Source organism: Acinetobacter sp. YH12252, from assembly GCF_013417365.1.
Lineage (GTDB): Bacteria > Pseudomonadota > Gammaproteobacteria > Pseudomonadales > Moraxellaceae > Acinetobacter > Acinetobacter towneri.
On the sequence record NZ_VPEA01000012.1, the window covers coordinates 1 to 14,004 of the forward strand.

Consider the following 14,004-nt stretch of genomic DNA (forward strand, 5'->3'; position numbering starts at 1 on the left):
CATAATTCCAGACAAAATTTACTTCGGATGCTAACTGATTTAGCACCTTGCAATGTTTGTCTTTTATGCGTAATTTGAGTGTCTTCATCCAATTATTTTAACAGTATTTTTCTTAATAGTGACTATATTACAAGTATTTAAAACGACATTTCGTGTCGTTCATATGGTTTACTCCAGTCGCTTATATCCTCGTGCTGAACCACGAGGTTTTACGCTCCAGTGGATAAAAATTATTTTGCTAGAAACAACTAAATAATTCCTAAAAGTTTTTAAATTAATAAAAATGATAAATTAGATTTATACAAATTCGCGGTTATAATCAAATTAATGAAAAAATTACCCAGTCCAGTGGAGTAGATCTGACATGGCAGGCGAAAACCAACAAGCACAAAATCTAGCTGCAAAAACTTTGTACGACAAATTGTGGGATGATCACTTGGTCACTCAACGTGATGATGGCTCGGCTTTATTGTATATCGACCGTCATTTATTGCATGAAGTGACTTCTCCACAAGCCTTTGAAGGTTTGCAACTTGCAGGACGTAAGCCGTGGCGTTTAAGTGCCAACGTGGCAACGCCTGACCATAACGTACCAACGTCTAAGAAAGAACGTGCAGACGGTATTGCAGGTATTGAAGATGATACCTCACGTATTCAGGTACAAACTTTAGATGACAACTGTAAAACCTTTAACGTGGTGCAGTTTGACATCAACGACATCCGTCAGGGGATTGCGCACGTGGTTGGGCCTGAGCAGGGCTTAACTTTGCCAGGTATGACCGTAGTGTGTGGTGACTCACATACAGCGACTCACGGTGCATTTGGGTGTTTAGCGCATGGTATTGGGACGTCTGAAGTTGAACACGTATTAGCAACCCAATGCTTAGTTCAAAAGAAAATGAAAAACATGCTAGTGCGTGTAGATGGCAAATTAGGTCAAGGTGTTACACCGAAAGATGTCGTTTTAGCGATCATTGGTAAAATTGGTACTGCAGGCGGTACAGGTCACGCGATTGAGTTTGGTGGTCAAGTATTCCGTGATATGTCGATTGAAGGACGTATGACAGTATGTAATATGGCGATTGAAGCAGGCGCGCGCGTAGGTATGGTCGCTGTGGATGACAAAACCATTGAATACGTGAAAGGTCGTAACTATGCACCAAAAGGCGAGCAATGGGATGCAGCAGTTGCTTACTGGAATACTTTACACTCAGATGAAGGCGCGCACTTTGACACCGTAGTGGTATTACAAGGCGAAGAAATTGAGCCGCAAGTGTCTTGGGGAACTTCACCTGAAATGGTCATTCCAGTATCACAAGCCGTACCAACTTTAGAGCAGGCGAAAGATGATGTACAGCGCAATGACTGGACGCGTGCTTATCAATATATGGGCTTAACTGCAGGTCAGTCTTTGGCAGATATTCAATTAGACCGCGTATTTATTGGCTCATGCACCAACTCGCGTATTGAAGATATTCGTGCAGCCGCTGAAGTGATTAAAGGTCGTAAAGTTGCAGCAAGTATTAAACAGGCGATGGTGGTTCCAGGTTCTGGTTTAGTTAAGCAACAAGCGGAACAAGAAGGCTTAGACAAAGTGTTTGTAGAAGCAGGCTTTGAATGGCGTGAACCAGGTTGTTCAATGTGCTTGGCAATGAACGCAGACAAATTGCAACCGGGTGAACACTGTGCATCGACTTCAAACCGTAACTTTGAAGGTCGTCAAGGTAACGGTGGTCGTACCCATTTGGTGAGTCCAGCAATGGCAGCTGCGGCAGCAATCGCAGGTCATTTTGTAGACGTACGTTCATTCTAAGTTATGCCTTCATCCCAGCCTTCTCTCAGAGAGATGGCGTTCCCTCTCGCTATAGCAGAGGGCAAGGGAGAGGTTACGGATTCAGTGAGAATTAAACATGAAAAAATATACCGTTGAACAAGGTATCGTTGCACCATTAGACCGTGCCAATGTCGATACAGACTTAATCATTCCAAAACAGTTTTTGAAATCTATCAAACGTACAGGTTTTGGCGATAACTTATTTGATGAATTGCGTTATTTAGATGAAGGTTATCCGGGTCAGGACAACTCAAAACGTCCGATTAATACTGAGTTTGTATTGAATCAGCCGCGTTATCAGGGTGCTTCAATCTTAATTTCACGTGCCAACTTTGGTTGTGGTTCAAGCCGTGAGCACGCACCTTGGGCATTGAATGAATATGGTTTCCGTACCGTTATTGCACCAAGCTTTGCCGATATTTTCTTCAATAACTGCTTTAAAAACGGCATGTTGCCTGTGATCTTGTCTGAAGAGCAGGTCGAGCAATTATTTAAAGAGTGTGCGGCGACTGAAGGCTATCAATTAACCATCGACTTGGACGCACAAGAAGTACGTACACCAAGCGGTACGGCATTTAAATTTGAAGTAGATCCATTCCGTAAACACTGTTTATTGAATGGTTTGGATGATATTGGCTTAACATTACAAGCAGCCGATGACATTCGTGCTTATGAAGAGAAAACTAAGCAGTCGCGTCCATGGGTTTTTGCCGAAATTCAGGCATAAATTCGCTGAAATTTGTCATAGCATCGCTGCCTAACTCTTGCTAACATCGGCACATAATAATTTTTATATTTTGTATCTAACAGGTGAGGTTGGGCGCGAACAATGACTAAAATTTTCGGTCGGCTTGCTGTCATTGGATTATGTATCACCATGCTAAGCGCATGCCAAACGTGGAATACAGCACGCATTAAACAGGTGAAAGAAACTGAACAAAGCAAATCCAATGCACTGATTTACTGTGCGGGTACAGATGATTGTGAGTTTGAGCGTTTAAATACGGTCACAATTGTCGATGCAGAAAAACATCGTGTTACACGTGCTGCCATTCAGGAGGGTTTAGTGCGTTTACAGGAATCATCCTTAAATAAATCCAATGCCTTGTATTTATCTGTACCGCCTAAACAACATGAATTGGTGATTCGCTTTTATCCCATTTCTAAAGATCGTGCAGAAAAACTGCATGTAATTCATAAGTTTAATGCCAAGCAAAAATATACCTTTAGAATGTATCGTGATCGAAGTCGTACTAAAGGCAGCTTATTAAATGTGTCTGCGCCAGATCCTTTATGTGTAGATTTGGTGCAAAACAACAAAACCATTCGACGTTTTTGCAAACCCTACAATGTCTTAAATGGCTTGGGTGAGTTTGTAGAACAAAAAATTTAATCCCACAGTCTTTGACTGTCATGAACAATGGAAACTCTCATGTCAAAACATATTTTGATTTTAGCTGGTGACGGCATTGGTCCAGAAATTGTGAAAGCTGCTGAACAAGTGCTGACACGTGTCAATGAAAAATTCAATTTGGGTTTGACTTGGGAACAAGGTTTATTGGGTGGTTCTGCAATTGATGCACATGGCGAACCGTACCCAGCAGTGACATCTGAGCAAGCGAAAAAAGCCGATGCAATTTTATTGGGTGCAGTTGGTGGTCCAAAATGGGACAACATTGAGCGTTCAATCCGTCCAGAGCGTGGCTTATTAAAATTGCGTTCAGAACTCAATTTATTTGCTAACTTACGTCCTGCAATTTTGTATCCACAATTGGCAGATGCTTCAAGCTTAAAACCTGAAATCGTATCAGGCTTAGATATCTTAATCGTGCGTGAATTGACAGGTGGTATCTATTTCGGTCAGCCACGTGGTATCCGTGAATTAGAAAATGGTGAAAAACAAGGTTTTAATACCGACGTATATGCTGAGTCAGAAATCAAACGCATTGCAAAAGTAGCGTTTGAAATGGCGAAATTGCGTGGCGGTAAAGTATGTTCGGTGGATAAAGCCAACGTACTGGAAGTGACTGAATTGTGGAAGCAAACCGTGACTCAGTTACATGCAGAACAGTACCCAGAAATCAACTTGTCGCACATGTATGTCGATAACGCAGCGATGCAATTGGTACGCGCGCCAAAACAATTTGACGTATTGGTGACAGGTAACTTGTTTGGTGACATCTTGTCTGATGAAGCGGCGATGTTGACAGGTTCTATTGGTATGTTGCCATCTGCATCTTTAGACGAAAATGGCAAAGGTATGTATGAGCCTTGCCATGGTTCAGCGCCAGATATCGCAGGTCAAAACTTGGCAAACCCATTGGCAACCATTCTTTCTGTGGCAATGATGTTACGTTACACCTTCCGCGAAGAAGCGGCAGCAAAAGCCATTGAAGATGCAGTAGGCAATGTATTAGATCAAGGTTTACGTACTGCCGATATTATGTCTGAAGGCATGAATAAAGTTGGTACTGTTGAAATGGGTCAAGCAGTCGTTACGGCACTCAACTAAAAATTTAAGCGATTTAACCTATCGCTTACAGCTCAAAATCAAATCATTAAACGCAGTCTTCGGGCTGCGTTTTTTTATTGGTTTTGTACTTTCAGAGTGTTTTAGCTAGGAGACTTAACAGCGTTGTCCCGAAACATACACTGCGGTAGCAATACCCTGCTGTAGGCGAAAATACAAATCACAAGTCAGTGCAACATCGTAACTTTCATGACTCGGGATACCGATATTTAACGGAACAGCACCAATACCTGTAGTGGGATGCTGCGCCATAGGGATCGGAACACGTACAGGACGAATAATGATACGGTAATGTAGCAATTGAGGGGTAGCTTGAGCTGTACCAAGCTGTTGATAGCCAATTTGGCTTAATTGCAAATGGGTCAGGATATATTGGCTAGATTGACCAATAAATTGCTGTAAATACGCATCGCGGTTTAAAGTGGAATGCGGTGGATTACTACTACACGCCACTAAACTGAGCGCAAAAAGACCTGTTATACAAGCAACGCAGGATCGAAATAACATGCTTTTTCTCCCTTGCTCAAAACTTTATTGTAGAAGGCAATGCAAGAAAAGAATGTGGTGATTCGATAAGCGGCGGGGACGAATTAAAGGCTAAACAGAATTTTTTTAAGTGAACGTAAAAAAGCCACTCCGAAAGTGGCTTTAGCTTACTCTAAAACTTAGCGTGCGCGATAAGTGATGCGACCCTTGGTTAAGTCGTAAGGTGTCATTTCAACTTTCACACTGTCGCCTGTTAAAATACGAATATAGTGTTTACGCATTTTACCAGAAATGTGAGCAATCACTTCATGACCGTTTTCTAAACGTACACGAAACATAGTATTAGGAAGCGTTTCGGTGACAACGCCTTCGAACTCGATGAGTTCCTCTTTATTGGCCATAGCCTACCTGAGTATCAAATTGGAAAGGCGCAAATTATAGGCAATTTTTCTGAAAAAAACAAGATGCTTTACCCTATACACAGCGCATCTGTTAGTAAAATAAGCGAATCATCGGTTTATACTTTTTCTGTAAAAATGGGCTTGGGTAGGTTGTCAGTTCGGTCAATCGCAGTTAATCTAATTTCAATCTTTTTAAGTATAAATGAAGTACATACAAGGAAGGTTTTTGCGTGGGTCAGCTAACTGATGCATCGGTTGTATTGCGTTTAGGCTACCAAGCGATTCGTCGTGCGGGGTTGCCAACCGAAGATATTTTAACAAAAGCAGGTGTGGCCTTAAATCAGGTCGAAGCCAATGAACGTACGCCTTTAAATGCACAATATGCGTTTTGGGTTGCGGCTGAGGAAGTCAGTAAAGACCCTGATATTGGTTTACATCTGGGGGAACATTTGCCACTTTATCGCGGGCAGGTGATTGAACATTTGTTTATTTCTTCAGAAAACTTTGGTGAAGGCCTAAAACGTGCTTTGGCTTATCAACGCCTGATTAGTGATGCTTTTGATGCCAAATTGGTGGTGGAAGATGGACGCTGCTATTTAACCAATGGCGTGCAGCCGTGGTCAGAAAATATCGTCAATCGTCATTTTTCTGAATGCGCCATGTCGGGTGTTTTACGCTTCTTTAAATTCATTACCGAAGGTCGTTTTCAGCCTATTTATATTGACTTTAACTTTAGTGATGGTGCTGCAGATGATGAATATTTCCGTGTCTTTGAATGTCCTGTGAGTTTGGGGCAGAAAGAAACGCGTTTGTATTTTGATCCGAGTATTTTGGATTATCCACTGTGGCAGGCAGAACCTGAGTTATTGCAATTACACGAACAGTTGGCATTGGAAAAACTGCAGGAACTGGCGCGTTATGATTTGGTTGGTGAAGTGCGCCGTGCCATTGGTTCGACCTTAGAAAGTGGAGAAACGACACTAGAAACAGTGGCGGCACAATTGAATATCACGCCACGTCGTTTGCGTACCCAATTGAGTGAAGCCAATACCAGTTTTCAGCAAATTCTGTCCGATTATCGATGTCGTTTGGCTAAACGATTATTATCGAATACCAATGAAAGCGTGGAGCGGATTGTGTACTTAACGGGTTTTTCAGAGCCAAGTACTTTTTATCGTGCTTTTAAACGCTGGACCAATGAAACTCCAGTGGAATATAGAAAACGTAAACAGCGTTAAGTTTGAAAATTTAAAACCTTTCCTAAACAGAATCCTCCCTAAATCCCCCTTTTTCAAAGGGGGGGACTTTCGTTTTTAACGCCTCGAAATGGAGCTCCTCTCTTTGGAAAAGGGAGGTCGGGAGGGATTAAATTATTCCGGCATGTTTAACCAATGTGGCCCTAAAGGAACTTTCGGTAAATCATACTGTTCAGGATAATGTGCCTGAATAAAATACAAGCCATCTGGCGGGGCAGTAATTCCTGCTGCTTTACGGTCTTGAGCTGCAAAAATTTGGTCAATATGTGCAATGTCATACAAACCTTGCCCGATCTCCAATAGACAACCCATGATATTGCGAACCATGTGATGCAAAAAACCATCGGCTTGAATATCTAACACTAAATAATTGCCGTGACGAATTAAGCGGCAATGGCTGACATGACGGACAGGCTGATTGGACTGACACGCTGCGGCACGAAAGCTTTCAAAATTATGTGTCCCTTCAAATTTCTGCGCAGCCGCAATCATTTTATCGACATCTAAGGGATAATAAGCGTGAGTGACTTGTTTGTGCAGCAAGGCAGGGCGTTGTGGATTGTTATACACGACATAGCGATAACGCCGTGCCTGAGCCTTAAAACGAGCATGGAAGTCCATATCCATCGTTTTAATCCATTGAATTGCAATGTCTTTGGGTAGTTGGCTGTTGGCACCCATCAACCAACCGCGTTCAGGGCGAATGGCATGCGTATCAAAATGTGCCACCATATTGGTTGCATGCACGCCTGCATCGGTACGTCCTGCACCATGTAAAATAATGGGTTCATCGGCAATTTTGCTCAGAACTTTTTCAATGGTTTCCTGCACACTAGGTACGCCTGCTTGCTGGGTTTGCCAACCCCGATACCGAATGCCACAAAACTCAATTCCGATTGCAAAACGCTGCATAATCACCTCAAATCACACTGAAGACTGCCAATGCGCATACCACTGTGCAAGGCTGTCGTATTGTAAATACATTTTTAAGGCTTTGGCATAAAGATCTGCGTGACTTTGGCAATCACTGATTAAAATTTTACTGTCCTGTAACCACTGGCTGATCGCATAGCGTTGTTGCATGCCACCAAAAGTGACTTGGGTGGTGAGAATCACGGCACATTGTTGAGCTTGTAAGGCCTGAATTAACTCAATCACTTCGGCATTGACGGCCATATTGCCTGTACCATAACTCTGTAAAATGAGGCAGTGTGGTGGCTGTTGCTGTAAGGCTTTTAAATTATCGACCAAAGCGGAAATGGCAATTGGCTGTAACATCCAGTTCAGGCAGTTAAAGTGCTGGGCTTTTTCAATATGTTGAGTGCTAATGTTGAATGCTGGCTCATTCTGCGATTTGTTCTCCGTGTAAACCAAAGCAGACTGACCTGTAAATGCATTTAACTCGGTGGTGTGTTGTTTCAGTGCCGTTGCGGCATGAATCAGTTGCTGATGGAAGGCCAGATATACTCCCTGAGTCACTTGATGAATCTGTTGTAAAGCAAAATTTAGGTTGTCCAAGGCATCACTAAATTCACGGGTATCTGTGCCTTGTGCATTGAGTAAGGGATATTGGCTACCCGTGAGAATGACATGGGTACTTTGCGCTAAAAAACGTGCCAAGACTGCGCTGGCATAGCTGAGGGTGTCGGTGCCATGTAAAATAACGAAATGTTGAAAATCATCGTGTTGTAATTTTTGAATATATTGAATGAGCTGTAACCAGTCTGCGGCTGTGCAGGCACTACTGTCTTTAATGACAGGGGCAACAAAGCATTCAATCTCTAAATTTAGGGGTAAGACCTGTGCCAAGCGTGGCAGAAATTGCTCCGCAGGCATTGGGCTTAGTGGTTCACCGACACAGCCAAAAGTGCCGCCCATATAGATTAACGCAATTTTTTTCATCATAAAAAAAGCAGCCAAGAATGACTGCTTTATCTTAATCTGATTTGAATTAAGAAGCGATTTGATTCAGTAACTGATCGGCACGTTGGCGTTGTTCAGCAGAATAATTTGCGCCTTGTTCGCTAAGTAAAGCTTTCGCAGCATCATAAGCGCCCAATTCCACATATTGGTTCGCCAAGTCTAAATTCAACTGAATTTCATCTACTTGAGATAAGTCTGGGAATGATTTCACCAATGGATCATTTAGATCAACATCTGTGCTGACAACGGTTGCAGCAGGTTCAAGTGCAATACTTGGTGCAGCAATGACTTCAGGTTCAATTGCAGGCTGAAGGTTGGTTTCCTCAGCAGGCGCACTGTCAAATGTGAAATTAAAATCAGGCGTTGCAGGTTCAGCTTTTGCTTCAACCGCAGATGCGCTTTCTGGTGTAGAAAAATTGAAGTCTAGACTTGGGGCTTTGACTGAAGAAGCTTCATTGACTGTTGATTCTGGGGCTGTTGTTTCAGCTGGACTTGGTGTTAAATCAAACGTGAAGTCGAGCGGTTTAACTTCCTCTGCAGGGCTTACACTTGGTTCAGCTGTAATTGCAGGCGCTTCAGTTTTTGCTTCTGCTGCTGTGGAATCGAGTGAGAAATTAAAATCCAGTGCAGCAGGTTCTGCTTTGACTTCAGGTTCGGCTGCTTTTTCTACAACAGGTGTAGCTGCAGGGCTGAAATTTAACGATGAGGTGTCAAATTCTAAAGCTGCTTCAGGTTCTGCAGTTTTATTTGAGGTCAGTTCGTGCTGTAACTGGTCAAAAGAAGCCGTTTGATTTGGCGTACTCACAGGTGCAGTAAAATCTAAGCTGCTTGGAGCTGCTGTCAGCGCTTCATTTGCTGATTTTTCAGCAATATCTTCATGTGCATGACTGGCTTTTTTCGCTTCAGCTTGTGACAGAATATCGTCAAGCTCTAAAGAACGTAAATGATTCAGCAATTGATCAATTGCAAATTCATCTTTTTGTTGTAAATGAATATCAAGCAATAACAAATACAAACCATGCAATGAGTTATCACGTTTTAATGCTTGGTTAATTTGTGCTTCTGCAGCAAAGAAATTACGTTCTTTGATCAGGTTTTCAATGTTGGTTTGGATTTTTACAGGAACAGGGGTAGAGTGTTGTGGTGTTGGAACAACCTCTTCAACCACCACCGATTTCTGGGCAACTTTTTTGGTAGTTGTGGTTTTCTTGGCACTGGTTTTGGCTGGCGCTGCTGTTTTCTTGTTGCTTGGTTCGGCTTCTTTACTTGCTTCACGCTTTTTCAAGAAAATTGCGATCACCAGTAATAAAATAAACGGAATCACATAAATCAGCATGTTTATACCCCTTGAGGATGTGGTCCCTGTTTGACCTTATCCCAAAAAATCATTGTGTGTAACATTTAGTGTTTTGGCTTATTTGCGGCTTGTTGTTTTTGCAATTGTTGTTGCAGTTCAGCAAGGCGCGCGTTGAGTAATTGAATTCTGTGATCCTTCTGACGTAATGCCAATTCTAATTCTGTTACGTTTCTCTGTAATTTAACGGTTTTCTCACGGGATGTCATAACTTTTAATGACAAGTCACCCGAAGTTTGTGTGGATTGTGTGTTCTTCTTGGCAGAACCGTGGGTGGAGTCCTGTTGATTCTCTGCCACGAGGCTCATTTCTGCTTGATTTAAACGATATTTGGCTTTGCCTGATTGTGGTGTACTGGCCGTTTCTGGTTTTGGAATTGCGGCTTTTTTCTCTGTTTTAGAGTTAGCTTGTGCATGTAAATTTAAGGTCGCACCACGACGCAAACGATTGGCATCGCCTTGAATAAAAGCATGCTCATTATTGGCTTTAATTTGCTGCATCACTTCAGCAACAGGGCGGTTATTTTCACCCGCAATGCGTGAGGCAATTGCCCATAATGATTCATTCGATTGCACCACGTGTTGGGTATTGACTGCAGGCATGGCTGTGGCAGGGCTTGGTTTAGCCTGTGCAGCCGCTGTTTGTGCAGGCTTTTTCACGGCAGCAGCAGGCTGAGTTTGTGCCAGTTGCTTCGTGCGTTGCTGTTCAGCAAATTTTTGTACCAATGGATCAGCCGATTGTTGTGCAGTGACTGACGTAGTCGCTGTAGATGCTGTCGGTGTTGGGTTGTTATTTGTTTTTGCTGGCGCTGCTTTTGGAGCAGCAACAGTCGTATTTTCACTCGCTGCGCTACGGCTTGGCGCAGTTTGAATCACTGTTACTGCTTGATGGTTTAACGCAGGCGGTGTATTGCGTTTAATGGTTAGCGGTGCTTCAAAAGCCTGTTGTTCAATTGCTTTGGGTGTTTCAACCTGATAGGCCGTACTTACAGGTAAATTTAAAGCAATATCTTGCTCATTGACAATCATGACAGGCGTTAAAGCTTGTTCATTACTGCGTTGCATAGCGGCCAATGGCGCAGGTGCACTGCGTTTTAATGGTGTACGAATATGTTGCAGGCGAGTTGCATTACCTTCTTTAATTTTGACCACAATATTCAACTCAGACTCGGTTAGAGGTCGAGATGAGGTAATGGTGATGACCCCTGTACCGTTGCTGTTACGACGTGTAAAAAAGTTAAGATGACCAGGCGGACGGTGGCTCGCACCAATCGACATCAGATCTTCGGCCGTAGCTAAACTAACATCAATCGCTTCATTCACATTCGATTGACGAAAGTTGATTTCGGCATAGAGCAATTCCCCAGTTGTTGACTGAATTTGAATCGGGTCAACATTCATTGCATACATTTGCTGTGAAGCCAAAATAGATAAAATGGCGATCTTTAATTTGTTATATACAGTCATCTTAATTGTTAGCTCGGTCATTTATCGCAAGGCGAAAAGGATAGAGTAGCGAGTTGTAGGTCGATTGTAAAATATTAACACGTTGATTACATAAAAAAGCCAGTCAAATTTGACTGGCTTGTTGAGATTGATCACAGAATCAAAAATGATTCAGTGCTCAAGACGAAGCTTAAGCATTTTTGTAATCAATTAAGATGCGTAACATACGACGTAATGGCTCTGCTGCGCCCCAAAGTAATTGGTCACCTACAGTGAATGCACCAAGGTATTCTTTACCCATGTTCATTTTGCGTAAACGACCAACAGGTACTGTTAAAGTCCCTGTAACTGCAACTGGGGTAAGATCGGTCATTGATGCTTCGCGTGTATTTGGTACCACTTTTGCCCATTGGCTTGATTGACGAATCATATCTTCAATTTCGTTCAGTGGAACGTCTTTTTTCAGCTTCAATGTGATTGCCTGAGAGTGACAACGCATTGCGCCAATACGCACACAGTGACCATCAATTGGAACGATCTGCTGATTGCCTAAAATCTTGTTGGTTTCAACCTGACCTTTCCATTCTTCTTTTGACTGACCGCTTTCAAGCTGTTTGTCGATATATGGAATGAGAGAACCCGCTAAAGGCACACCAAAGTTTGCCGATGGGAAACCTTCGCCACGTTGTAATTCGGCAATTTTAGAGTCGATGTCTAAAATTGGTGAACGTGGGTCATCCAACAAGTCTTTGGTGTTGTTATACAAGTAGCCCATGCCTGTGATCAGCTCACGCATGTTTTGCGCACCTGCACCAGAAGCTGCTTGATAGGTCATTGAAGTTGCCCATTCCACCAAATTGTTTTGGAATAATGAACCCAAGCCCATCAACATGAGTGAAACAGTACAGTTACCGCCCACAAATGTTTTGGTGCCATTCACCAAGCCATCTTTAATGACATTCATGTTGACTGGATCAAGTACGATAATCGCTTCATCATCCATACGTAGGGTAGATGCAGCATCAATCCAGTAACCATTCCATCCTTCAGCTTTAAGCTTCGGGAAAACGGCAGAAGTGTAATCACCACCTTGACAGGTAATAATGACATCCATTTGCTTCAGACTTTCAATATCTGTTGCATCCATAAGTGCTGGGGCAGTCTTACCACCAAACGCTGGTGCTTCACCGCCAGCATTACTGGTAGAGAAATAGAATGGCTCAAAATGAGCAAAATCATTTTCTTCAACCATACGTTGCATAAGGACGGAACCCACCATCCCGCGCCAACCGACCAGACCTACTTTCATGTCACTTTGCCTCGGTGCGTTAAAAAACAATAAAGGAATATAAGTCTATCAAAAGGGGACGCAACTGCAAGCATTACATGAACAAAACATGAGTATTATTGAGTGAAATCTCTTGTTTGTGTTACATACAAAATTGATAACTTTGGTTTTCATGTAAAAACGACAAAAAATACAAAAGAGTAAAGCAAGATGATTTGGGTAGAAGGGCTTGCAATATTAGTCATTTGGTTAAGTTTTTGGTCACTGATTCCGCGTGATGAATGGTGGATTCGGGGCGCAGATTTTCCACGTTTACAGATCTTGGTTTTGGGCATCATTGCCTTTGTTTTGCTACTGATTTGGGAGCAGACGTGGGATGTGTCTAGCCAAGTGATTTTAATTGGGCTGATTGCAGCTTTGGCTTATCAGCTCAAAATGGTCTTGCCCTACACCTTGCTGTGGAAAAAACAGGTCAAACAAGTTCGTCCAGAACAGCTAAATCCTGAAAAACAAATTTCATTAATCGTGTCCAATGTTCTGACACCAAATCAAAAATATCATCTTTTAATTGAACATATTCAAGCCTTAAAACCAGATTTGGTGTTGACCCTAGAATCTGATTTGGCTTGGCAACAAGCCTTGTCTGTGATTGAAGTCGACTATCCTTATCGGGTCGCTGTGCCTTTAGATAATTTATATGGCATGCATTTGTATAGCCGTTTGCCGTTACAAAACAGTGAGATCAAATTTATTCTCAGCGATGAAATTCCATCTATTCATACCAGTGTGATTTTGCCTTCGGGGCAGCCTGTACAGTTGTATTGTTTGCATCCTAAACCACCAAGTCCTACCGAAGCCAAAGATTCAGTTTTAAGAGATGCCGAATTGTTGATTGTAGGCGATCAAATCAAAGATTTAGATGAAAGTTGTATTGTGATGGGGGATTTAAACGATGTGGCGTGGTCGCGGACTACGCGCTTGTTTCAGCGGATCAGTGGCTTGCTCGACCCGCGCGTTGGACGGCACTATATCAATACCTTTCATGCCGATTATCCTTTATTGCGTTGGTCATTAGACCACGTTTTTCATAGTACTGATTTTGCATTGGTAGATATGCAGCGTTTAGCACATATTGGTTCAGATCATTTTCCTGTGTATGTGGTATTGCAAACTGGGCGGGTGTTTGATCGAATTCAGGAAGAACTGCCGCAAACCGATGCCGATGAGCAGGAAGCACAACAGGCGATTCAGGATGGGATTGAAAAAGCAGAGCAAGAAGAAAAACTGGTGACCGATGAAATTGCACAACCGTATAAAGCACAGGATAAATCGGTTTAGAAATTAAACGAAAAGTGTACGAAATGGCTTACACGGATTTAGGCACATGACGCATGGTTTATTCTGACTGATCTGGTTAAGATTAATTCATCAGCACAAGGACTCGGGAACGGAATATCCCATTAAGGAAGACGACGCTGAGGGATAAA

At 42.5% G+C, this 14,004-nt stretch carries 13 protein-coding genes; 6 read left to right on the forward strand and 7 right to left on the reverse strand.

The genetic code is table 11. The annotated features are described in order from the left end of the window. Positions 1 to 364: 364 nt before the first annotated feature. The 4 genes from leuC to leuB all read left to right on the forward strand — a co-directional run bounded on the left by leuC (position 365) and on the right by leuB (position 4,346). Positions 365 to 1,813 carry a 3-isopropylmalate dehydratase large subunit gene (gene leuC, locus FTV28_RS10965; protein WP_179990471.1) on the forward strand — a complete coding sequence of 483 codons (1,449 nt, stop codon included), beginning with the start codon at positions 365 to 367 and terminating at the stop codon, positions 1,811 to 1,813. A gap of 97 nt (positions 1,814 to 1,910) precedes the next feature. Next, complete coding sequence (gene leuD / locus FTV28_RS10970) at positions 1,911 to 2,561, forward strand: 3-isopropylmalate dehydratase small subunit (RefSeq protein WP_004976094.1); 651 nt, start codon at positions 1,911 to 1,913, stop codon at positions 2,559 to 2,561. Positions 2,562 to 2,663: 102 nt separating this feature from the next. Continuing rightward, positions 2,664 to 3,227, forward strand: coding sequence for a hypothetical protein (locus FTV28_RS10975; RefSeq protein ID WP_154321072.1), 564 nt, complete (start codon positions 2,664 to 2,666; stop codon positions 3,225 to 3,227). Between the two features lie 39 nt (positions 3,228 to 3,266). Then, the gene (gene leuB, locus FTV28_RS10980; RefSeq protein WP_004976098.1) at positions 3,267 to 4,346 is read left to right on the forward strand and encodes a 3-isopropylmalate dehydrogenase; all 1,080 of its coding nucleotides are present in this window, start codon (positions 3,267 to 3,269) and stop codon (positions 4,344 to 4,346) included. A gap of 114 nt (positions 4,347 to 4,460) precedes the next feature. Here the strand turns inward: leuB and FTV28_RS10985 are convergent, their stop codons facing one another. Continuing rightward, on the reverse strand, positions 4,461 to 4,871 hold the full coding sequence (locus FTV28_RS10985; RefSeq protein WP_167845758.1) for a hypothetical protein: 411 nt from the start codon (positions 4,869 to 4,871) through the stop codon (positions 4,461 to 4,463). 158 nt (positions 4,872 to 5,029) lie between these two features. Further along, the gene (gene infA / locus FTV28_RS10990) at positions 5,030 to 5,251 is read right to left on the reverse strand and encodes a translation initiation factor IF-1 (RefSeq protein ID WP_001284370.1); all 222 of its coding nucleotides are present in this window, start codon (positions 5,249 to 5,251) and stop codon (positions 5,030 to 5,032) included. A gap of 230 nt (positions 5,252 to 5,481) precedes the next feature. Between infA and FTV28_RS10995 the strand changes: the two genes are divergently transcribed. Then, a complete protein-coding gene (locus tag FTV28_RS10995) occupies positions 5,482 to 6,489 on the forward strand; it encodes an AraC family transcriptional regulator (protein WP_004976104.1) in 1,008 nt (335 codons plus the stop codon). Between the two features lie 132 nt (positions 6,490 to 6,621). Here FTV28_RS10995 and truA read toward each other — a convergent pair whose 3' ends face one another. The 5 genes from truA to asd form a co-directional block, all read right to left on the reverse strand. Then, positions 6,622 to 7,419, reverse strand: coding sequence for a tRNA pseudouridine(38-40) synthase TruA (gene truA, locus FTV28_RS11000; RefSeq protein WP_154321070.1), 798 nt, complete (start codon positions 7,417 to 7,419; stop codon positions 6,622 to 6,624). 12 nt (positions 7,420 to 7,431) lie between these two features. Continuing rightward, positions 7,432 to 8,412 (reverse strand): asparaginase, encoded by a 981-nt coding sequence (locus FTV28_RS11005; protein WP_004976109.1) that lies wholly within the window; start codon positions 8,410 to 8,412, stop codon positions 7,432 to 7,434. A gap of 46 nt (positions 8,413 to 8,458) precedes the next feature. Then, entirely contained in the window at positions 8,459 to 9,766 is a 1,308-nt protein-coding gene (locus FTV28_RS11010; RefSeq protein WP_179990473.1) for a fimbrial protein FimV, read from the reverse strand. 65 nt (positions 9,767 to 9,831) lie between these two features. Next, positions 9,832 to 11,250, reverse strand: coding sequence for a FimV family protein (locus FTV28_RS11015; RefSeq protein ID WP_242770122.1), 1,419 nt, complete (start codon positions 11,248 to 11,250; stop codon positions 9,832 to 9,834). Between the two features lie 169 nt (positions 11,251 to 11,419). Then, positions 11,420 to 12,538: an aspartate-semialdehyde dehydrogenase gene (gene asd / locus FTV28_RS11020; protein ID WP_004976115.1), complete on the reverse strand. Its 1,119-nt coding sequence runs from the start codon at positions 12,536 to 12,538 to the stop codon at positions 11,420 to 11,422. Between the two features lie 189 nt (positions 12,539 to 12,727). Between asd and FTV28_RS11025 the strand changes: the two genes are divergently transcribed. Then, positions 12,728 to 13,855 (forward strand): endonuclease/exonuclease/phosphatase family protein, encoded by a 1,128-nt coding sequence (locus tag FTV28_RS11025; protein ID WP_179990476.1) that lies wholly within the window; start codon positions 12,728 to 12,730, stop codon positions 13,853 to 13,855. The last annotated feature ends 149 nt before the right edge of the window (positions 13,856 to 14,004 follow it).

What these genes read in the sequence shown, in the direction of transcription:
- leuC (WP_179990471.1), top strand. Translation starts at nt 365, where the DNA reads ATGGCAGGCGAAAACCAACAAGCACAAAATCTAGCTGCAAAAACTTTG.
- leuD (WP_004976094.1), top strand. Translation starts at nt 1,911, where the DNA reads ATGAAAAAATATACCGTTGAACAAGGTATCGTTGCACCATTAGACCGT.
- FTV28_RS10975 (WP_154321072.1), top strand. Translation starts at nt 2,664, where the DNA reads ATGACTAAAATTTTCGGTCGGCTTGCTGTCATTGGATTATGTATCACC.
- leuB (WP_004976098.1), top strand. Translation starts at nt 3,267, where the DNA reads ATGTCAAAACATATTTTGATTTTAGCTGGTGACGGCATTGGTCCAGAA.
- FTV28_RS10985 (WP_167845758.1), bottom strand. Translation starts at nt 4,871, where the DNA reads ATGTTATTTCGATCCTGCGTTGCTTGTATAACAGGTCTTTTTGCGCTC.
- infA (WP_001284370.1), bottom strand. Translation starts at nt 5,251, where the DNA reads ATGGCCAATAAAGAGGAACTCATCGAGTTCGAAGGCGTTGTCACCGAA.
- truA (WP_154321070.1), bottom strand. Translation starts at nt 7,419, where the DNA reads ATGCAGCGTTTTGCAATCGGAATTGAGTTTTGTGGCATTCGGTATCGG.
- FTV28_RS11005 (WP_004976109.1), bottom strand. Translation starts at nt 8,412, where the DNA reads ATGATGAAAAAAATTGCGTTAATCTATATGGGCGGCACTTTTGGCTGT.
- FTV28_RS11010 (WP_179990473.1), bottom strand. Translation starts at nt 9,766, where the DNA reads ATGCTGATTTATGTGATTCCGTTTATTTTATTACTGGTGATCGCAATT.
- FTV28_RS11015 (WP_242770122.1), bottom strand. Translation starts at nt 11,250, where the DNA reads ATGACTGTATATAACAAATTAAAGATCGCCATTTTATCTATTTTGGCT.
- asd (WP_004976115.1), bottom strand. Translation starts at nt 12,538, where the DNA reads ATGAAAGTAGGTCTGGTCGGTTGGCGCGGGATGGTGGGTTCCGTCCTT.
- FTV28_RS11025 (WP_179990476.1), top strand. Translation starts at nt 12,728, where the DNA reads ATGATTTGGGTAGAAGGGCTTGCAATATTAGTCATTTGGTTAAGTTTT.